At 71.8% G+C, this 19,777-nt stretch carries 16 protein-coding genes; 9 read left to right on the top strand and 7 right to left on the bottom strand.

Going from position 1 to position 19,777, the window contains the following annotated elements; all coding sequences use genetic code 11:
* The first annotated feature begins 121 nt into the window (after window positions 1-121).
* The 5 genes from GTY47_RS29600 (at window position 122) to GTY47_RS29580 (ending at window position 4,761) form a co-directional block, all read left to right on the top strand.
* Complete coding sequence (locus GTY47_RS29600; protein ID WP_010043986.1) at window positions 122-1,441, top strand: extracellular solute-binding protein; 1,320 nt, start codon at window positions 122-124, stop codon at window positions 1,439-1,441.
* Window positions 1,438-2,364, top strand: coding sequence for a sugar ABC transporter permease (locus GTY47_RS29595; protein ID WP_010043985.1), 927 nt, complete (start codon window positions 1,438-1,440; stop codon window positions 2,362-2,364). The genes GTY47_RS29600 and GTY47_RS29595 overlap by 4 nt, the downstream gene beginning before the upstream one ends.
* Window positions 2,361-3,269 carry a carbohydrate ABC transporter permease gene (locus GTY47_RS29590; RefSeq protein WP_010043983.1) on the top strand — a complete coding sequence of 303 codons (909 nt, stop codon included), beginning with the start codon at window positions 2,361-2,363 and terminating at the stop codon, window positions 3,267-3,269. The genes GTY47_RS29595 and GTY47_RS29590 overlap by 4 nt, the downstream gene beginning before the upstream one ends.
* Complete coding sequence (locus GTY47_RS29585; protein ID WP_010043981.1) at window positions 3,266-4,297, top strand: LacI family DNA-binding transcriptional regulator; 1,032 nt, start codon at window positions 3,266-3,268, stop codon at window positions 4,295-4,297. The genes GTY47_RS29590 and GTY47_RS29585 overlap by 4 nt, the downstream gene beginning before the upstream one ends.
* Window positions 4,298-4,371: 74 nt before the next feature.
* Complete coding sequence (locus tag GTY47_RS29580) at window positions 4,372-4,761, top strand: MarR family transcriptional regulator (protein WP_029181458.1); 390 nt, start codon at window positions 4,372-4,374, stop codon at window positions 4,759-4,761.
* Between the two features lie 27 nt (window positions 4,762-4,788).
* Here the strand turns inward: GTY47_RS29580 and GTY47_RS29575 are convergent, their stop codons facing one another.
* The 4 genes from GTY47_RS29575 to GTY47_RS29560 all read right to left on the bottom strand — a co-directional run bounded on the left by GTY47_RS29575 (window position 4,789) and on the right by GTY47_RS29560 (window position 7,638).
* On the bottom strand, window positions 4,789-5,190 hold the full coding sequence (locus GTY47_RS29575; RefSeq protein ID WP_010043978.1) for an SseB family protein: 402 nt from the start codon (window positions 5,188-5,190) through the stop codon (window positions 4,789-4,791).
* Window positions 5,191-5,350: 160 nt separating this feature from the next.
* Window positions 5,351-6,073 (bottom strand): peptidase E, encoded by a 723-nt coding sequence (locus GTY47_RS29570; RefSeq protein ID WP_010043976.1) that lies wholly within the window; start codon window positions 6,071-6,073, stop codon window positions 5,351-5,353.
* A gap of 53 nt (window positions 6,074-6,126) precedes the next feature.
* On the bottom strand, window positions 6,127-6,963 hold the full coding sequence (locus GTY47_RS29565) for an aminoglycoside phosphotransferase family protein (RefSeq protein ID WP_010043974.1): 837 nt from the start codon (window positions 6,961-6,963) through the stop codon (window positions 6,127-6,129).
* Window positions 6,964-6,978: 15 nt separating this feature from the next.
* Window positions 6,979-7,638, bottom strand: a complete 660-nt coding sequence (locus GTY47_RS29560; RefSeq protein WP_010043972.1) for a hypothetical protein — start codon at window positions 7,636-7,638, stop codon at window positions 6,979-6,981.
* Window positions 7,639-7,906: 268 nt separating this feature from the next.
* Between GTY47_RS29560 and GTY47_RS29555 the strand changes: the two genes are divergently transcribed.
* The 4 genes from GTY47_RS29555 (at window position 7,907) to GTY47_RS29540 (ending at window position 14,519) form a co-directional block, all read left to right on the top strand.
* The gene (locus tag GTY47_RS29555) at window positions 7,907-9,100 is read left to right on the top strand and encodes an MFS transporter (RefSeq protein ID WP_010043969.1); all 1,194 of its coding nucleotides are present in this window, start codon (window positions 7,907-7,909) and stop codon (window positions 9,098-9,100) included.
* A 69-nt stretch (window positions 9,101-9,169) separates the two neighbouring features.
* Window positions 9,170-10,936, top strand: a complete 1,767-nt coding sequence (locus GTY47_RS29550; protein ID WP_010043967.1) for a glycoside hydrolase family 35 protein — start codon at window positions 9,170-9,172, stop codon at window positions 10,934-10,936.
* A complete protein-coding gene (locus GTY47_RS29545) occupies window positions 10,930-13,332 on the top strand; it encodes a beta-galactosidase (protein WP_086012559.1) in 2,403 nt (800 codons plus the stop codon). Before GTY47_RS29550 ends, GTY47_RS29545 begins: the two co-directional genes overlap by 7 nt.
* Before the next feature lie 119 nt (window positions 13,333-13,451).
* Window positions 13,452-14,519 (top strand): LacI family DNA-binding transcriptional regulator, encoded by a 1,068-nt coding sequence (locus GTY47_RS29540; protein WP_010043962.1) that lies wholly within the window; start codon window positions 13,452-13,454, stop codon window positions 14,517-14,519.
* A gap of 19 nt (window positions 14,520-14,538) precedes the next feature.
* Here GTY47_RS29540 and GTY47_RS29535 read toward each other — a convergent pair whose 3' ends face one another.
* From GTY47_RS29535 to GTY47_RS29525, 3 genes are all read right to left on the bottom strand, one after another.
* Window positions 14,539-16,518 carry a heavy metal translocating P-type ATPase gene (locus GTY47_RS29535; protein WP_010043960.1) on the bottom strand — a complete coding sequence of 660 codons (1,980 nt, stop codon included), beginning with the start codon at window positions 16,516-16,518 and terminating at the stop codon, window positions 14,539-14,541.
* A gap of 131 nt (window positions 16,519-16,649) precedes the next feature.
* Window positions 16,650-18,713, bottom strand: a complete 2,064-nt coding sequence (locus tag GTY47_RS29530; protein ID WP_010043957.1) for a discoidin domain-containing protein — start codon at window positions 18,711-18,713, stop codon at window positions 16,650-16,652.
* Window positions 18,714-18,975: 262 nt separating this feature from the next.
* A partial coding sequence (locus GTY47_RS29525; RefSeq protein WP_010043954.1) for an aldehyde dehydrogenase family protein occupies window positions 18,976-19,777 on the bottom strand: 802 nt, incomplete at its 5' end.

Below are 19,777 nucleotides of genomic sequence, written 5' to 3'. Positions count from 1 at the left end.
CAACATAACCGCACAGCAACAACCATTGACAAGTGTCCGGGATGTTTCTCTACTGTGAACGCTCACAGAAGCATGGCAGGTTCTCGCACCAGGCGAGGACCCCAGGTCAGGGGAGAGATCCATGCCGTACACGAAGCGCCGCCGCCTCGTGACATCCGCCGTCGCCATCGTGCTCGGCGCCACCGCCCTCGCCGCCTGCGGCTCGGGATCCGGGGACAGCGAGACCGAGTCGGGGCCGGTCTCGCTGACGTACTGGACCTGGACCCCCGGCATGGACAAGGTCGTGGACCTGTGGAACAAGGGGCCGGGCAAGAAGGACCGGATCACCGTCACGGTGAAGAAGCAGGCGTCCGGCGACACGCTCGTCACCAAGATCCTGACCGCGCACAAGGCGGGCAAGGCCCCCGACCTGGTGCAGGCCGAGTACCAGGCGCTGCCCACGCTGGTCAGCAACGACGCGCTGGCGGACATATCGAAGACCGTGGGTGACGCGAAGGGCAGGTTCGCCGACGGTGTCTGGCAGCAGACGACGCTGGGCACGGACGCGGTCTACGCGGTCCCGCAGGACATCGGGCCGATGATGTTCTACTACCGCGAGGACCTGTTCAAGGAGTACGGCCTGACGGTCCCGACGACCTGGGACGAGTTCGCCGAGACCGCCCGCGAACTGAAGAAGGCGGCCCCCGGCAAGGACCTCACCACCTTCTCCGCCAACGACTCCGGCCTCTTCGCGGGCCTCGCCCAGCAGGCGGGCGCCAAGTGGTGGACGACCTCCGGCGACCGGTGGAAGGTCTCCATCGACGACGCGGCGACGCGGAAGGTCGCCGAGTTCTGGGGCGGCCTCGTCAAGGAGGGCGCCATCGACAACCAGCCGATGTACACCCCGGCCTGGAACAAGGCGATGAACACCGGCAAGCAGATCGCCTGGGTCAGCGCCGTGTGGGCACCGGGCACGCTGACCACGGCCGCTCCCGACACCAAGGGCAAGTGGGCCATGGCGCCCCTCCCCCAGTGGTCCGCCAACGAGAACCGCACGGGCAGCTGGGGCGGCTCCTCCACCGCCGTCACCACGGACTCCAAGCACCAGGAGGCCGCCGCCGAGTTCGCCGCCTGGCTGAACACCGACGGCGACGCCCTGAACGCGCTGGCCAAGGAGAGCGGCATCTACCCGGCCGCCAAGAACGCGCAGACCAGCGGCGCCTTCCTCAAGCCGCCGGCCTACTTCTCCAATCAGGCCGACTTCTACACCAAGGCCGCCGACATCGCGGAGACCACGGCGCCCTCGGCGTGGGGCCCGAACGTGAACGTCGCCTACACCACCTTCAAGGACGCCTTCGGCGCCGCAGCGAAGAACAAGTCGGACTTCGGCGCCGCGCTGGACAAGATGCAGGCCGACACCGTCGCCGACATGAAGAAGCAGGGCTTCGAGGTCGCGGAGTGAAAAGCACGGCACGCCGGCAGTCGTACGGGGTCAAGGGGGCCCCGTACGCCTTCCTTGTCCCCGCCACCGTCCTCTTCGCGCTGTTCTTCGCGCTGCCCATCGGCTACGCGATCTGGCTCAGCTTCCGCAAGGTGAAGGTCTCGGGCCTGGGCCTGGGCTCCGGCGCCCGCAAGGAGGTCTGGGCCGGTCTGGAGAACTACACCGACGCCCTCACCGACAGCGAGCTGGTGAACGGGGCGCTGCGCGTGCTGGGTTACGGCTGCATCGTCGTCCCGGTGATGCTCGGCCTGGCCCTGCTGCTCGCGCTGATGCTGGACGCCGAGAAGGTGCGGCTGGCCCCCTTCACCCGGCTCGCGATCTTCCTGCCGTACGCCATCCCCGGTGTGGTGGCGGCGCTGCTGTGGGGCTTCCTGTACCTGCCGGACGTCAGCCCCTTCTACTTCGTGCTCGACAAGCTCGGGCTGCCGCAGCCCGACCTGCTGGACGGCGGGCCACTGTACCTGGCCCTGTCGAACATCGCGGTCTGGGGCGGCACCGGCTTCAACATGATCGTCATCTACACCTCCCTCCAGGCGATCCCGGCGGAGGTGTACGAGGCGGCGAAGCTCGACGGCGCCACCCCGCTGCAGATCGCGCTGCGGATCAAGATCCCGATGGTGGCGCCGTCGCTGGTGCTGACCTTCTTCTTCTCGATCATCGCGACGCTCCAGGTGTTCAACGAGCCGACCACCCTCAAGCCCCTCACCAACTCCGTGTCCACGACGTGGAGTCCGCTGATGAAGGTGTACCGGGACGCGTTCGGCGAGGGTGACATCTACGGGGCCGCGGCGCAGGCCGTGATCATCGCGTTCGCCACGCTCCTGCTGTCCTTCGGCTTCCTGCGGGCCGCGAACCGTCGTCAGAAGCAGGAGGCAGCTCGATGAGTTCCCTTGCCGTCCGCCAGGCCGAGCCGGTGGCGGGCAGCACGCCCGGTACCCCCCAGGGCCGCCCGCCGCTGCGCCGCCGGATCGCCCTGATCCCCACGGTCACGCTGTTGCTGGGCGCGATCTACTGTCTGCTGCCGGTGGCCTGGGTGGTCATGGCGGCGACCAAGTCCGGCCGTGAGCTGTTCTCCACGTTCACGTTCCTGCCGGGCACGGGCTTCGCCGACAACGTCCGCGATCTGAGCGCCTACCGCGACGGCGTCTACTGGGAGTGGATGGGCAACTCCGCGCTGTACGCCGGTCTGGGCGCCCTGCTGTCGACGTGCGTGTCGGCGATCAGCGGCTACGCCCTGGCGACCTACCGCTTCCGCGGCCGCGAGACGATCTTCAACGTGCTGCTCGCAGGGGTGCTGATGCCGCCGGTGATCCTCGCCATCCCGCAGTACCTGCTGCTGGCGAAGGCCGACCTCACCGACTCGTACCTGTCCGTCCTGCTGCCGCAGATCCTCTTCCCGTACGGCGTCTACCTGGCGCGGATCTACGCCGCCGCCGCGGTGCCCGCCGACGTGGTCGAGGCGGGGCGCATGGACGGGGCGAGCGAGTGGCGGATCTTCACGCGGATCGCGCTGCCGATGATGATCCCCGGCATGGTGACGGTGTTCCTGTTCCAGTTCGTGGCGATCTGGAACAACTTCCTGCTGCCGTACATCATGCTCAGCGACGACGAGAAGTTCCCGATCACCCTCGGCCTGTTCACCTTGCTGGAGCAGGGCGCCAACACCCCGGCGCTGTACACGCTGGTGATCACGGGCGCGCTCCTCGCGGTGCTGCCGCTGGTCGCCCTGTTCCTGGTCATCCAGCGGTTCTGGAGTCTGGATCTGCTCTCCGGAGCCGTAAAGTCATGACCATGAACGCTTCGGGGGGCAGGCGCAGGCCGCCCACGATCCACGACGTGGCGCGCGAGGCGGGGGTCTCGCGCGGCACGGTCTCGCGTGTACTGAACGGCGGCCACTACGTCAGCCCGGCCGCCCAGGAAGCGGTCAACGCGGCCATCCGCAGGACGGGTTACGTCGTCAACCGGCACGCCCGCTCCCTGATCACCGGGCGGTCCGACTCGATCGGCTTCCTGCTCACCGAACCGCAGGAGCGGTTCTTCGAGGACCCCAACTTCAACGTCCTGCTGCGCGGCTGCACCCAGGCGCTCGCCGCGCACGACATCCCGCTGCTGCTGATGCTGGCGGGCACCGAGGACGAACGGCGCCGCCTCACCCGGTACATCACCGCCGGGCATGTCGACGGGGTGCTGCTGGTCTCCAACCACTCCGGTGACCCCGTCGCCGAGCAGTTGCGTGAGGCCGGTGTGCCGCTGGTGGCGTGCGGGAAGCCGATCGGGCTGGGCTCGAAGGTGAGTTACGTGGCCGCCGACGACCGTGACGGCGCCCGCGACATGGTGCGCCACCTGCTGTCGCTCGGGCGGCGCCGGGTGGGCATGGTGACCGGGCCGCTGGACACGCCCGGCGGTGTCGAGCGTCTCGCCGGCTACCAGGAGGTGCTCGCCCAGGCGGGCCTGGAGTACGACGAGCGCCTCGTCGTCTCCGGCGACTACAGCCGCGCCAGCGGCGAGGCGGGTGCCGAGCGGCTGCTGGCGCAGGCCCCGGACATGGACGCCGTGTTCGTCGCCTCGGACCTCATGGCGCAGGGCGTGCTGGCGGCCCTGCACCGGGCGGGGCGGAGCGTGCCGGGGGACGTCGCGGTCGGCGGTTTCGACGACTCCCCGGCCGCCCTGGCCTCCAGCCCCGAGCTCACGACCATCCGGCAGCCGTGGGACCGCATCAGCGCCGAGATGGTACGGGTGCTGCTCGCGCAGATCGGGGGTGAGGATCCGGCGGCCGTGATCCTGCCGACGGAGCTGGTCGAAAGGGAGTCGACGTAGGCTCCCGCCGCCCGGCGAGGGACGTGCACTGCATGCACGGTCATTGAATGCCGCACCGGTGTTACCGTTCACATATGGCGTCGAAAACGGCTGGTGCGCGGCTCGAGGAACGGTGGCGGGACATCTTGTCGGCGCACGCGCGCACGATGTGCGAGATCGACCGGGTGCTGCATCCGCACGGCCTCGGCGCGTCCGACTTCGAGGTCCTGGACATCCTCGCCACGGCGGCGCCCGAGGAGGGCGAGCAGTGCCGGGTGCAGAACCTGGTCGGACGGGTCCATCTCAGCCAGAGCGCGCTGTCCCGCCTCATCGCCCGGCTGGAGAAGGACGGGCTGGTGACGCGTTCGGTGTGCGTGGAGGACCGGCGCGGGGTGTGGGTGGCCCTGACCTCCAAGGGCCGTGACCTGCACGCGCAGGCACTGCCGCTCCAGCGGGCCGCGCTGGCCCGGACCCTGGGCGCGTAGACCGCCCGGGGCCCGGCCCGGTCCGTCCTACGGACGTGCCAGCAGGGTGCGTACTCCCTCCGAGGTGAGCGTCAGGCGGTGCTCCGAGCTGCCGTCTATGGTGAGCGACAGGTCGTCGGCCGGCCACTGGGCGGCCAGGGCGCCGAGCGGCACCAGGCGGTAGCGGGAGACGAACGGCAGCAGCCCGGCCATCTCCACCTCGGAGGTGAAGACGGGCACCACCGGCTCGCCGCCGGGCTGCTCCAGCACCGGCAGCGCCACCGCCGAGGGGTTGGCGGCGTCGGCGTCGTTCGCGTCGTCGGGCACGGGGATGAGCACGTCGCTGTTGGCGAGCGCGTCCAGAGCCGCCGCGTCCTCGGTGTTCTCGGTGAGGACGTCCAGAGCCCGCTGGGCGGGCGTGGGCGTGGGGTCGTTTGCGGGTGTCTCCATGGCAGATTCCCTGGTAGCGGCGGTCGTGCGGCCCGCCCGGGGCAAGATCCGCCCCGGACGTGGTGCTGCTCGCGTACCCGATCGTGCCCGGGGCAATCCTGCTTGATCTCCGAGGTTCAGGGGATCAGCGGGATGAGGTTCAGGGGATCAGTGGGAAGACCTACCGGGTCCCGGGCCACCGACAGGGCAGCGCACGCTCACTCACGCCACCACCCCCGGCCGGCTCCACCCGGTACACCCCGGCTCCCCGCGTCCGGGTGACGGCCTCCGTGAGCACACCGTCCGTGAACAGTGCCGCGGCCCCGTCCTCCACCGCCCAGCCCGACGGCAACCGCCCCGCTGCCACGGCCGCGCGGTAGGACGGTCGACGGCCCGGTTCACTGTCGTAGTGCGGGCAGACGGAGCCGGGCAGCAGTCCCAGGCCGTCGGGGAGGTACGTCAACGGCCCGAAGGAGTCGGTGTGCGAGCCCTCGGCCCAGCAGTTGGCACCGGCGCTGATGCCGCACAGCAGCGTGCCGCGGCCGTAGGCCTCCCGCAGCAGCCGGTCCACGCCGTGGGCTCGCCATACCGCGAGGAGGTTGGCCGTGTTGCCACCGCCCACGTATATGACGTCCTGGGCGAGCAGGAAGGAGCGCAGTGCGTCGTCGTCCAGTTCGCGGCGGAACAGGTGCAGGACGGAGGGTTCGCAGGCGGGGCGGTTCCCGTACGCCGTACGGAACTGTTCGATGTAGGCCGGCGCGTCTCCGCCGGCCGTGGGTACGAAGCACACCTTGGGGCGGGGCACGCGTGCCCGGGCCAGCACCCAGTCGTCGAGGACGCCGTCGTCATCGGTGGAGAAGCCGCCTCCGAGGAGGGCGATGCGCTGCGGGGAGTCGACGGCCACGGCTGTGCCTTCCTGGACGGGTGCGGGTGAACGTGCGTCTGCCGGTGGAAGCGTCAGCTGTTGCGATCGAGTGCTGCCCGGATCCGGCTGAGCCACTCCGTGCCCAGCCGGCGCCCGTCGGGGAGTTGGTCGTCTCGGTCCCAGCGCCACGTGGTGATCATCGCCAGCACGAGGATGCGGCACGCGCGCAGCAAGTCGTGATCGACACCCGGATAGTGCTCGCCGACTTCGTCGGGCGCGTGGGCGAGGTCGAACTCGACGGGTCCGCGGCAACACGTCTCAAGGTCTATGAACAGCAGTCCGTTGTGCGTGGTGAGCACGTTGCCCGGGTGCGGCTCGCCGTGCAGCAGCTGCTCGGAGCCGCCGCGCTCGCCGATCACTCGTCTCAGGCTTCGCAACGTGTCGCCGAGCAACTCCCGGTCCGCGTCGGCGAGCGCCGGTGTGCGGTCACGGTTCGCCACGAGGCGTTGAGCCTCCTCGACCCGGTCCGTGAAGTGCGGCGTCGGGACATCGAGCGTGCGCATGCCGGCATGCAGCCGCGCGAGCGCATCGGCGTAGCCGGCCGGCGGGGCCTCTTGAGGTGTCACGGGTTCGTAGTAGGTCCACAGTGTGATCGCGAATCCGTCACGCTCATGGACGCGCGGCTCCACCCGAGGCTCGAGAGCGGCCACCGGGCATCCGGATTCGGTGAGCCGCTGAGCGAGATCGACTTCGAACTGTGCGACCTGCTGCGCTACAGGTGCCACCCGGGCCAGGACGTCACAAGGCAGCAGACGCAGAGTGAGCTTGTTCGAGTCCTGAAGAACGATCGCGTCGTCGACCGACAGGCCGAGTGAAGAGGCGGTCGACATGGCCGCGGCCATCGCACGCCGGAACTCCGGCACCTGCATCGTCGTCTGGCCCCTCTAGGTCCGCGGGCCGGTGTGCAGAACGGCGAAGACCCCGCGGGTCCGGGTGCCGTCCGGGAGTTGCCAGGAGCCGGTGACCTGGCCGGTCGCTCCCTGGGGCGGCGCGAGCGGGCCGTCCGGGGCAGGTCGCAGGACCCGGTGCAGCTGGAGGGTCGTGCCGTGCGGCGCGGTCAGCCGGGTGCCGTCCCGGTCGTCGGTGACGACGAAGTCCGTGGGGACGGAGCCTTCGCCGGTCCGGGAGGCGACGACCTCCCGGTCGAGGGCGTCGCTGACGCTCTGGGCCTGAGCCTGCACCCGGCCCTCGATCAAGGCACCCAACTGGGCGACCAGCACCGGGTCGTGGCAACCGTCGTAGGCCCAGCGCTGCCCGAGCACCCCGTGCTCCATGGTGCCCACGAGGGCGTGCTCCGCCCCGTCGAGCGCGGCACCGCGATAGGTGAGCGGCACCGAGTAGGTGACGGGGTGAGGGCCGGAGGTGTCGGTGACGACGATGAACTCGATCCCGACCTCGCCCTGCGGGTCGTCCAGCCGGAACCCGCCGGCCTTGGCCAGCTCCGGTTCGGCTGCGCCACCGCGGTACCACGGGCGGGACGGCAGCCAGGAGGTGAGCAGTTCCAGCTTGGTCGGTTTGACCCAGGTGCGGTGGATGACAGACATGCCGAAGGTTCCCTTCCGTTACGCCGGCCCGAAGGGCGCAGACGGCCCGTGCGCGTATTAGATCAGCCACTGCACCCGCTTGACCACGCGATTACAGGAGGGGGCGCGGCAGCGCGAAGCTTGCGCGGACTTCTCGTTCGTGCCGTCAAAAAGGTGTTCCCGAGCCTGATGTTACCGGTAACATCACCATGGTCCGCCCTTGCTTCGAGCCTTACGCGATGTGTCCTCCGCCCGCCCCCGTCCGGCCGGCCGTCCCCCCGGAGTCCGCGTGACCGACCAGCCCACCGCGCAGCGCGCGGTCACCCTCTCCCCCGCGCCGTCGGCCCCGGTGTTCAGCGGGGCCGCGGTGGTCGCCTCCTGTGCGGGCTTCGTGCTCATCGGCGCGTTGCAGGCCCTCTACGGGCCGGCGATCCCGGGCTTCCGTGCGGAGTTCGGGCTCTCGCCGTCCGCCGCGGGGCTGGGGCTCAGTGCCCACTTCGTCGGCGGCGTGGCGGGTGTGCTGCTGTTCGACCGGCTCTACGGGCGGGTCGGCAACCGGCACATCCTCGGCAGCTCCTACCTGCTGATGGCGGTCGGCGCTGCGGGCTTCGCGCTGGCGCCCGGCTGGCCCACCGCCCTGGCGGCGGCCCTGCTCGCCGGGCTCGGTTTCGGCGGCATCGACTACGGGCTCAACCAGCTGTTCGCCGTGGGCTTCGGCCACCGTTCGACCGCGATGCTGAACATCCTCAACGCCCACTTCGGCATCGGCGCCATCCTCGGCCCCGCCCTGATCGGCGTGGTCGGCTCCGAGCACTACCCGGCGGTCTTCCTCGGTTTCGCCCTCGCCAACCTGCCGTTGCTGCTGTGCCTGAAGGGCGTACGGAACGACGCGCCCGTCCCGGCCGGGAACTCGACGAGCGGTGGCGGGGCCCTCCGGCGGAGCCTCGCCTCGGTGCTCGCCGTCTTCGTGGCGCTCTACGTCCTGCACGTCGGCATCGAGGCCGGGGTCGGCGGCTGGGAGCCCACGCATCTGGAGACCGTCGGCTACGGCGCGGGTGTGGCCGCCACCGCCACCTCCGTGTACTGGCTGATGATGACCGTCGGCCGCTTCCTGGTCGCGCCGCTCGCACTGCGTTTCTCCGCCCAGACGATCATCGCCGTCTCCTGCGCGGGCATGACGGTGTGTCTGCTGGCCGCGTCCGTGCCGGCGCTGGCGCCGTACGCGTACGCCGGTGTCGGTCTGTTCATCGCGCCGATCTTCCCGACCGGGCTGCCCTGGCTGAACCGGGCCGCCCCCAGGGCCCGGAGAGCCGGTGCCCTGGTCATCGCGGCGTCCATGGCCGGCGGTGTCGCGGCCGGTCCGGCGCTGGGCAAGGCCATCGAGTGGTCGGGGGTCCGCGCGGTGCCCCTCCTGCTGTGCGGTGTCTCGGCGGTGTGCCTGGGCGCCACGCTCTGGCTGATCCGCGTCACCCGCTCTCACTGAACCGACTCCCGTCGACTCCCATCGCCCGCACCACCGACTTCAGCCCCTCTCCCGAAGGGAAGCTCCCGCATGCCCGCCCTGACGACGACGTCCGACGGATTCCTGCTGCACGGCGAGCCGTTCCGGATCATCTCCGGTGCGCTGCACTACTTCCGCGTCCACCCGGGCCTGTGGTCCGACCGGCTGCGCAAAGCGCGGCTGATGGGCCTCAACACGGTGGAGACGTACCTCCCGTGGAACCACCACCAGCCCGATCCCGAGGGCCCTCTCGTGCTCGACGGCTTCCTCGACCTGCCCCGGTTCCTCCGCCTCGCCCAGGACGAGGGGCTGCACGTGCTGCTGCGCCCCGGTCCGTTCATCTGTGCCGAGTGGGACGGCGGCGGCCTGCCCGACTGGCTGACCTCCGACCCGGACATCCGGCTGCGCTCCAGCGATCCGCGTTTCACCGGGGCCGTCGACCGCTACCTGGACCTGCTGCTGCCCCCGCTCCGGCCGCACCTGGCCGCGGCGGGCGGTCCCGTCATCGCCGTGCAGGTGGAGAACGAGTACGGGGCCTACGGCGACGACAGCGCGTACCTCAAGCACCTGGCCGACGCGTTCCGTTCCCGGGGCGTCGAGGAGCTGCTGTTCACCTGCGACCAGGCCGACCCCGAGCACCTGGCCGCCGGGAGCCTGCCGGGCGTGCTGACCGCCGGCACCTTCGGCAGCCGGGTCGAGCAGTGCCTCGGACGGCTGCGCGAGTACCGACGCGAAGGCCCGTTGTTCTGCGCCGAGTTCTGGATCGGCTGGTTCGACCACTGGGGCGGTCCGCACCACGTCCGGAACGCGGCCGACGCCGCCGCCGATCTGGACCGGCTGCTGTCCGCCGGGGCGTCCGTCAACATCTACATGTTCCACGGCGGCACCAACTTCGGCTTCACCAACGGCGCCAACCACAAGCACGCCTACGAACCCACCGTGACGTCGTACGACTACGACGCCGCGCTCACCGAGTGCGGCGACCCGGGCCCGAAGTACCACGCGTTCCGCGAGGTCATCGCCCGTCATGCCGGGGTCCCCGACGAGCCCGTCCCGGCGCCCGGTCCCAAACTGCCGCCGACCGGGGTCGAGTTGGACGGCCGGGCACCTCTGCTTCCGCTGGCCGGCGCGCTCGCCGCTCCCGTCCGCACCGACGACCCGGTGACCATGGGCGAGCTCGGGCAGCGCACCGGCTACGCGCTGTACCGCACCGTCCTGCCCGCCCCCGGTGACGGTCTGCTGCACTTCGCCGACGGGGTCGGCGACCGTGCCCAGGTCTTCGTCGACGGCGCACCCGTCGGTGTACTGGAGCGCGAACGCCACGACGAGACGCTGCCGGTGCGCATACCTCACCCGGGCGCCGAGCTGGAGGTGCTCGTCGAGAACATGGGCGGTGTCAACTACGGGCCCCGCATCGGCGCCCCGAAGGGCCTGCTCGGTCCCGTCTCCTGCAACGGCACCGTCCTGCGCGGCTGGGAATGCCACCCGCTGCCGCTGGACGACCTGGACGCCGTGCCGTTCGCCCCGGGCGACGGGACGGCGGTCACCGTGCCGGCCTTCCACCGCGGCACGTTCGAGGTGGACACGCCCGCCGACGCCTTCCTCTCCCTGCCCGGCTGGACGAAGGGGCAGGCCTGGATCAACGGCTTCCACCTGGGCCGCTACTGGAACCGCGGCCCCCAGCACACGCTGTACGTCCCCGCGCCGGTGCTGCGGCCGGGCTCCAACGAGCTGGTCCTGCTGGAACTGCACGGCACCGCCGCCACCCGCGCCCAGCTCACCGACACGCCCGACCTCGGCCCGGAGAACACCTGGTGACCCCGCACCGGCTGCGCGTGCCCGCGCCCTCCGCTCCCCCGCCGACCGGCCACCTGCCCTTCACGGACGCACCGGGCGTGCCCGACCCGATCGAGGTCACCGGCCGCTGGCTCACCCGTGGCGGCCGCCCCTGGTTCCCGGTCTCCGGCGAGTTCCACTACTCCCGCTACCCGGCCCGGGAGTGGCAGGAGGAACTGCTGAAGATGAAGGCGGGCGGGGTGACCGCCGTCGCCTCCTACGTCATCTGGATCCACCACGAGGAGATCGAGGGGCGGATCCGCTTCGACGGCGACCGCGACCTGCGTCGCTTCGCCGAGCTGTGCGCACGCCACGGACTGGACTTCATCCCGCGCATCGGCCCGTGGTGCCACGCCGAGGTACGCAACGGCGGCCTGCCGGACTGGCTGCCGGCCCGCGTCCACGCGCCGCGCAGCGACGATCCGGCCTATCTGGAGTCCGTACGGGTCTGGTTCGCGGCCGTCGCGGACCAACTGCGGGGTCTGGACCGGGCGCACGGCGGCCCGATCGTCGCGATCCAGATCGAGAACGAGCTCTACGACCAGCCCGGCCATCTGCGGACACTGAAGCGCCTGGCACAGGAGGCCGGACTCAGCGCGCCGCTGTGGACGTCGACCGCCTGGGGCGGGGTCCAGCTCCCGGGTGACGAACTGCTTCCCCTGTACGGCGGCTATCCGGAGGCGTTCTGGACGGAGGCGGACGGCGGCTGGCCCGACACCTGCCGCAAGCACTTCTTCTTCACCCACGAGCGCGACGACGAGGGCATCGGCGCCGACCTGCGGCCCACGACCGTACGCGGCTCGGACCCGGCTCCGACGGACCGGTTCCCCTGGGCCACCTGCGAGTTGGGCGGCGGCATGGCGGTGGCCTACCACCGGCGGCCCCGGGTGGAGGCCGCCGACGTGGGCGCGCTGGGGCTCACCAAGATCGGCTGCGGTTCGGTCTGGCAGGGCTACTACATGTTCCACGGCGGCACGAACCCGCCCGGTGAGCTGACGGCCCTTCAGGAGTCGCACGCCACCGGCTACCCCAACGACCTGCCTGTCCTGACCTACGACTTCCAGGCCCCGCTCGGCGAGTACGGCCAGGTGCGTTCCTCGTACCACGAACTGCGGCTCCAGCACCTGCTGCTGGACTGCTTCGGGCACCGGATCGCCCCCATGGAGTCCGTGCTGCCCGAGCGGCAGCCGGCCGGGCAGCACGACCGGGACACGCTGCGCTGGGCCGTCCGCACCGACGGCACGTCGGGGTTCCTGTTCGTGACCAACCACCAGCCGCACGAGCCGCTGCCCGACCACCCGGGCACGGCCTTCGCGGTCGACTTCCCGGACGCACCGTCGCTGACGCTGCCGAGCGCTCCCGTCACGGTGCCCTCCGGCGCCTGCTTCTGCTGGCCGCTGCGGCTCGACGTGGCCGGGCTGCGGCTGGAGTGGGCGACCGCGCAGCCGGTGTGCACCGTCGAGGCGGGCGGGCGCACGGTCCTGGTGCTGGCCGCGACCGACGGCATCGCGCCCGAACTCGTCCTGGACGCGGACACGGTGGCGTCCGTCGCGGCACCGTCCGGGGAGGTCACGCCGGTCGCCGGCCGGGTCCTGGTCAGCGGAGTGCGACCCGGCACCGACGCCCTGGTCGAGGTGGACGCGACCGACGGTTCACGCGTCGGACTGCTGGTCCTGGACGCGGCGACGGCCCGCACCGTCTACCGGGGTGACGCGTGGGGAGCCGAGCGGCTGGTGCTGTCCGGGGACGCCGTCGTCTTCGACGGTGCCGAGGTACGGCTGCACAGCCCGGCCGCCGAGCCGTCGTTCGCGGTGCTGCCCGCGCCGGATTCCGCCCCGGTGGTGGCCGGGACACGGGTGCGGAAGGCGGCGGACGGCGTGTTCACCCGCTACACGATCGAGGCCGCGCCCCTCACGTACAGCGCGGTGCCCGTCACCCTGGTCAGGCCCGCCGGTCCGGCGCCCGAGCCGGTGACCGGCGTGCGGGGCCGGGCGAGCGTGCCGGCGGACAAGCACGTCGAGGCGGTGGCCGCCGAGTACCGCGTCGACGTACCGGAGGACCTGCTGGCGGCGCCCGCCGGTGTCCTGCTGCGGCTGCACTGGACGGGGGACCTGGCCCGGGCCTACGTGGGGGACGTCCTGGTCGCCGACCAGTTCTACTCGGGCCGGGTCTGGGACATCGGCCTGGACCGGCTGCCTGTCGAGGAGGTGCGGGCGCGGGGCCTGCGGCTGAGGGTGCTGCCGCTGGCCGCGGACGCCGCGGTGCATGTGCCGGGGCAGGTGGGTGACGCCTGGCGGGCGGCCGGGGTGCGGCACGCCGAGTGGGTGGTCACGCGCTCGTGGGTGCTCCGGACGGACCGAGGAGCCCTTGCACGATGAACACCCGCGTCGCGCTGCCCTCTGTGGCTCCGCGGTCCCGCGTACCCCGCCCGGCCTATGCTGTGCTCCTGCCGGGCGGGGTCAGGACCGCCGCAACCGACGTCGAGGAATCACCCGCCATGACACCCAGCGCCACCGACAGCCCCGTGCCCAGGGGCCGCAGCCGGCGCAACTTCGCGGGGGCGCGACCGGTGATGGCCGACGTGGCCCGGCTGGCCGGCGTCTCCAAGCAGACCGTCTCCCGGGTGCTCAACGACCATCCGGCCGTCCGCCCGGAGACGCGCGAGGCGGTCCTGGACGCCATGCGCACGCTCGGCTACCGGCCCAGCCGCAGCGCGCGGTCGCTGGCCAGCGGCCGGACCCGGATGCTCGGGGTCATCTCCTTCGACGCCGCCCGGTACGGGCCCGCCTCCATCCTGACCGCCATCAACACCGCGGCCCAGGAGGCCGGTTACCTGGTGAGCTCCATCGCGCTCGACACGGCCGACCACGACACCGTCGTCGAGGCCGTGAACCGGCTGTCGGCCGAGGGCGCGGACGGCGTCATCGCGATCGCCCCGCAGCAGTGGGTGGGCCAGACCCTGGCGCGGGCCGACCTCGGGACTCCCCTGGTGGTCCTGGAGAACGCCCTCGACGACAGCACACCCCTGGTCACCGGGGACTCCCGCACCGGTGCCCGCAAGGCCACCGAGCACCTCCTCGGCCTCGGGCACGCCACCGTCTGGCACATCGCGGGCCCCGCCGGCTGGACCTCCGCCGACCACCGGCTGGCGAGCTGGCAGGCGACGCTCCAGGCGGCCGGTGCCGACGTCCCGGCCCCGCTCGTCGGGGACTGGAGCGCCGGCTCCGGTTACGACCTGGGCCGTCGGCTGGCCCGGCGTCCGGAGGTGACGGCGGTGTTCGCCTCGAACGACCAGATGGCCCTGGGCCTGCTGCACGCCCTGCACGAGTCCGGGCGCTCCGTCCCCGGGGACGTCAGCGTCGTCGGCTACGACGACATCCCCGAGGCCGCGCATCTCCTGCCGCCGCTGACCACCGTCCGCACCGACTTCGCCGAGATCGGCACCCGTTCCCTGCGGCTCCTCCTGGACCGCATCGACGGCCCCGGGGAACGGCCCCGGGTCGACACGCTCGTCCCCGTGGACCTGGTCGTGCGTGCCAGCAGCGGCCCGGCCCCGGGGCGCTGACGGACGGTCCGCCGGCAGCTCAGCCGGTGCCCTCGGCGGCAGCGCGCTGCCAGGCCGTCTCCCGCAGCAGGCGCAGGCCGTTCAGCCCGACCAGGACCGTGGAGCCCTCGTGGCCCGCGACGCCCAGCGGCAGCGGCAGGTTTCCGGCCAGGTCCCAGACGACCAGGCCCGCGATGAACACCCCGGCGATGACGAGGTTCTGCACGACCAGCCTGCGCGCGCGGCGGGAGAGGGCGACGGTGGTGGGGACCGCCGCGAGTTCGTCGCGCACGATGACGGCGTCGGCGGTCTCCAGGGCGAGGTCGGATCCCGCCCGGCCCATGGCGATCCCGGTGTGGGCGGCGGCCAGGGCGGGTGCGTCGTTGACGCCGTCCCCGACGACCAGCACCTTGCGGCCCGCGCTCTCCATCTCCTGAACGGCCGCCAGCTTGTCCTGCGGCAACAGCCCGGCGCGCACGTCGTCGATGCCGGCCTCGGCAGCGAGGTGTGCGGCGGCCCGGGGGTTGTCGCCGGTGAGGAGCGCCGGGGCGGTGCCGGTGAGCGTGGTGAGCGCGGCGACGGTGGCGGCGGCGTCCGGGCGCAGCCGGTCGGCGATGCCGAGCAGTCCGGCGGGGGCCCCGTCGACGAGGACCAGGACGGCGGTGCGGCCGGACTCCTCCAGTTCCCCGGCGACGGCGGCGGCCGTGCCGCCCGAGTCGTCCAGCAGGCGTGCCGGGGCACCGACGGCGACCGTACGGCCCTTCACGACGGCGGTGACTCCCACGCCGGGAGCGGAGGTGAAGTCCTCCGCGCCGGGGAGGTCGAGACCGCGCTCGCGGGCCGCGTCCACGACCGCCCGGGCCAGCGGATGCTCACTGGGCCGCTCGGCCGCCGCCGCCAGCGTCAGCAACCCGCCCTCGTCCAGGGCGGATCCGGCCAGCGGCCGGACATCGGTGACGCGCGGGCTGCCCTCGGTCAGCGTGCCGGTCTTGTCCAGCGCGACCGCGTCCGTCTGGCCGAGCCGCTCCATCACCACGGCCGACTTCACCAGCACACCGTGCCGTCCGGCGTTGGCGATGGCCGACAGCAGGGGCGGCATGGTCGCCAGCACGACCGCGCAAGGCGAGGCCACGATCATGAACGTCATGGCGCGCAGCAGGGAGTCGGTGAGCTGTGCGCCGAAGGCGAGCGGCACCAGGAAGACGGCCAGGGTCGCGGCCACCATGCCCAGCGAGTAACGCTGTTCGACCTTCTCGATGAACAGCTGGGTGGGTGCCTTGGTCTCGGACGCCTCCTGCACCATCCGGACGATCCGGGCGATCACCGAGTCGGACGCGTCGCGCTCGACGCGGATCCGCAGGGCGCCGGTGCCGTTGAGGGTGCCGGCGAATACCTCGTCGCCCGGTTCCTTCGCCACGGGGAGCGGCTCGCCGGTGATGGTCGCCTGGTCCACGTCGCTCGCCCCGTCCAGCACGCGGCCGTCGGCGCCGACGCGCTCACCGGGGCGGACGAGGACGGTGTCGCCGACCGCCAGCTCCTCGACGGGAACGGTCTGTTCGCCGCCGTCCGGGGTCAGCCGGGTGGCCGTGGCGGGGGCGAGGTCGAGCAGGCCGCGGACGGAGTCGGCGGTGCGGGCGGTGGCCAGCGCCTCCAGCGCGCCGGAGGTGGCGAAGATGACGATGAGCAGGGCGCCGTCCATGACCTGCCCGATCGCCGCCGCGCCCAGTGCGGCGACGACCATCAGCAGGTCGACGTCGAGGGTGCGCTCCTTGAGCGCCTTGAGCCCTTCCCAGCCCGGCTCCCAGCCGCCCGTGACGTACGACAGGGCGTAGAGCGGGCCCCAGGTCCAGGCGGGTGCGCCGGTCAGCTGCAAGGGCAGCGCGAGCAGGAAGAGGACGGTGGCCGCCGCGGCCCAGCGCGCCTCGGGGAGCGCGAGCACACGGGTACGCCGCCGGGGCACGGTCCCGGTGCGCGGGGGCTCCGCCCGGTCGACCGGCTGCGGCGTGAGGGTGGAGGTCATCGAGGGTCCTTCAGGCGGGGGCGCGTGCCTCCCCACCATACAGGAACACATGAAGACTGATTCATGTCTTCATTCTCGATCGGGCGTGCGGTGCCTCCGTCAGGGCTCGCGCACCAGCCCGGTGAGGTGCGTCAGCCGCCCCGGACGCCGACCTCGTAGAGGGAGTAGCCCCAGCCGGTGCCGCGTTCCAGGCCCTGGACGCGTACGTACCTGGCCGGGGTGCCGGCGAATCTCGCGGTGTCCAGGCCGCCGTCGCCCGCTGTCGTGGACCAGGCGGTTCGCCACTTCACTCCGTCGGCGGAGAGCTCGACGCGGTACGACTTCGCGTACGCGCGCTCCCAGTCGAGGGTGACCCGCTCGACGAGCCGCGTGGAGCCGAGGTCGAGCTGGTACCACTGGTCGTCGCTCCAGTCGCTCGCCCAGCGGGTGCCGCGGTCGCCGTCGACGGCCCGGTGCGGTTCGTAGCTCGTGAACAGGCTCCACTCCGAGGAACTGGCCGACGCGGTGGCGCCGCGCGCCAGATCGACTCCGGCCTTGTGGTTCTCCGAGGCCTTCCAGGTGTCGAGGTAGGACTCGGCGCCGCGGAAGAGGTCGTCGACCACGTCCCGGCCGCCGACTCTGCGGATGTCCTCGATCCAGTCCGGGACCAGACCGTAGTGGGCGGCTCCGTCGGTGTTCAGGTCCCAGGTGCGCTCGCCGGTGGTCTGCCGGTCGATGACCGAGCCCCCGTCGACGCTCTTGAAGGGGTACGTGACCTTGTCGGGGGCGTCCGCGCCGCGCGGTCCCGGCCAACCGCCGACGCCGTTCATGTCGGTGCCGTACCCGTAGCCCACGCCGTACTTGTCGCGCAGCGCCTCCGTGCGCTTCGCCTCCGAGACGAAGCCCTCGGAGCCGTGCATGTACTGGGCGATGAAGCCGCCGAGGCCGTAGACCCGTTCGGTCCAGTCCAGGTCCATCCAGCTGTGCGAGGAGAGCACGCCGGGGTAGGACTCGGCCTCGAAGATGTCGAGCACCCGGCCGGTGGCCTTGACGCTCATGTGGTCGATCTCCAGCATCATCCCGCGTCGCATCATGCCGCGGACGGCGTATTCGCCGAGTCCGGTGAGTCCGCGGACGTTGCACTGGGCGTCCGCGTTGTAGGAGGGGACCCGCACACCCTCCGGGAGCTTTTTCTCGGCTTCGGCCGCCGCCGCGTTGCCGATGGGGTTGTCGGCTTGCGGTCCGGCGCACTTCTCCGTCCTCCAGAAGGTGCCGGTGGACAGGAACTGGCCGACGTTGATGGCCGTTCCGAGGGTGCCCGAGTCGAAGCGGACACCGCACAGCGCGTTGTCGAACTTGTGGCACAGGAACATGCTGCGCACGCCCAGCGCGTACAACTCGTCCAGGCCCTTGTCGATGTCGGCCCTGCTGCACTGCGCGATGTCCAGGACCTGCTTGCAGCCGAAGGGCTCGGAGGTCTCGACGCCGAGGACGACCGCGAGCTTGCCCTGCTCGATCACCTCACGGGCCTGCGCGCTGTCGGTGACGATCCGGAACCAGCCCTTGCCGGGCCCGCCGTACATCCTGTCCACGAAGGACTGCATGTCGTACGTCAGTTTGGCCTGCAGCCGGATGGACGTCATCTCGTCGCAGCCGCGGTCCTTGAAGAAGTACACGGAGCAGATGACGCCGTTGGTGACGAGGTCGTTGACCAGTACCCGCTGACCGCCGCGCCAGGCCCGCTCCACCCAGGCGTAGTAGTTCTGCTGGTGGGTCAGCGAGTCGTGGGCCGGCCAGTCCTCGAAGGTGGGCCAGCCGACCGGGTCGTGTTTGCCGTCGCCGCCGTTGGTGATGAAGTCGAAGATCGCGAGCGAGCCGTCCGGGTAGTGCTCCGGGCAGTCCTTGAGCGCGTCGGCGACGCCCCGCTCGGAGAACGGCTTGCCGCAGATCAGACGGCCGCCGAAGGCCTCGTTGGCGAAAATGTGGTCGTGCGCGTCGACGAAGCCGCGCACTTCGCCGCTCGCGTCGGTGCCGGTGAAGGGCTCGCCCGTGACGTTGATCCGGGAGTCCGGGGCGGGCCGTGCGGTCGGGTTCCACCAGTCGGTTCCGGCCGCCGAACTCGGCGTCGGGCCCAGCGCGACGGCCAGCACGAGCAGGAGGAGCGACACGACGGTGACGTTCTTGCGTCTGCGGTACGGGCGTCCGGCACTGGTCACAGCCACGTCCTCGGTCGGCGGGATGGCGGGGCCGACGTACCGGCCGTCCGCGACCGCGAAGGCCGGGGAACGACGGCCGGGTTGTCATGACCTCATCCAAGGTGCGACGAGGATGGCCACTACCGCTTCACGAGTCAAGGGCCCGGGACGGACGACCTACTGACGGGTCATCAGCCACCGGTGCCGGAGCCGGTTCGCCCCGGGACCTCCGGAGGTGGCCCCGAACCCCCCGGCGCGACCGGCACCAGGGGGCGTGACGCCGTCATCGCACCGGCACCGCGACGTACTGGTACTCCAGGAACTCGTCGATGCCGACCCGCCCGCCCTCACGGCCGAGCCCGGACTGCTTGACCCCGCCGAAGGGCGCGGCCGGGTTGGAGACGAGGCCGGTGTTCAGGCCCACCATGCCCACCTCCAGACCTTCGCTGACGCGCAGGCCGCGGTCCAGCCCCTGGGTGAAGACGTAACCGACGAGACCCCAGGGCGTGTCGTTGGCCCGGCGCAGGACCTCGTCCTCGTCGTCGAAGGTGAGGATCGCGGCCACGGGTCCGAAGATCTCCGTGTCCATCAGGCGGCTCTCGGGAGAGACGTCCGTGAGCACGGTCGGCGGGTAGAAGCAGCCCGGCCCTTCGGGCGTACGGCCGCCGACGAGGACCCGGGCGCCGCGCTCCACCGCGTCGGCGACGAGTTCCGCGACCTTGGCGCGTCCGGCGGCGTCGATCAGCGGGCCGACGTCGACGCCGTTCCGGGTGCCGGGGCCCACCACCAGCGCGCCCATCCGCTCGGCGAGGCGGCGCCCGAACTCCTCGGCCACCGAGCGGTGCACGAAGAAGCGGTTGGCGGCGGTGCAGGCCTCGCCCATGTTGCGCATCTTGGCGACCATCGCGCCGTCCACGGCCACGTCCAGATCGGCGTCGTCGAAGACGATGAACGGCGCGTTGCCGCCCAGCTCCATCGACGTCCGTACGACGGTGTCGGCGCACTGGGCGAGCAGGATCCGGCCGACGGCCGTGGAGCCGGTGAAGGACAGCTTGCGGATCCGGCCGCCGCGCAGCAGCGGTTCG

It is taken from the genome of Streptomyces sp. SID5464 (assembly GCF_009862985.1).
Classification (GTDB): Bacteria; Actinomycetota; Actinomycetes; order Streptomycetales; family Streptomycetaceae; genus Streptomyces; species Streptomyces chartreusis_D.
The sequence above is the reverse complement of the archived record's forward strand: the minus strand, read 5'-3'. Positions and strand labels throughout refer to the sequence as shown.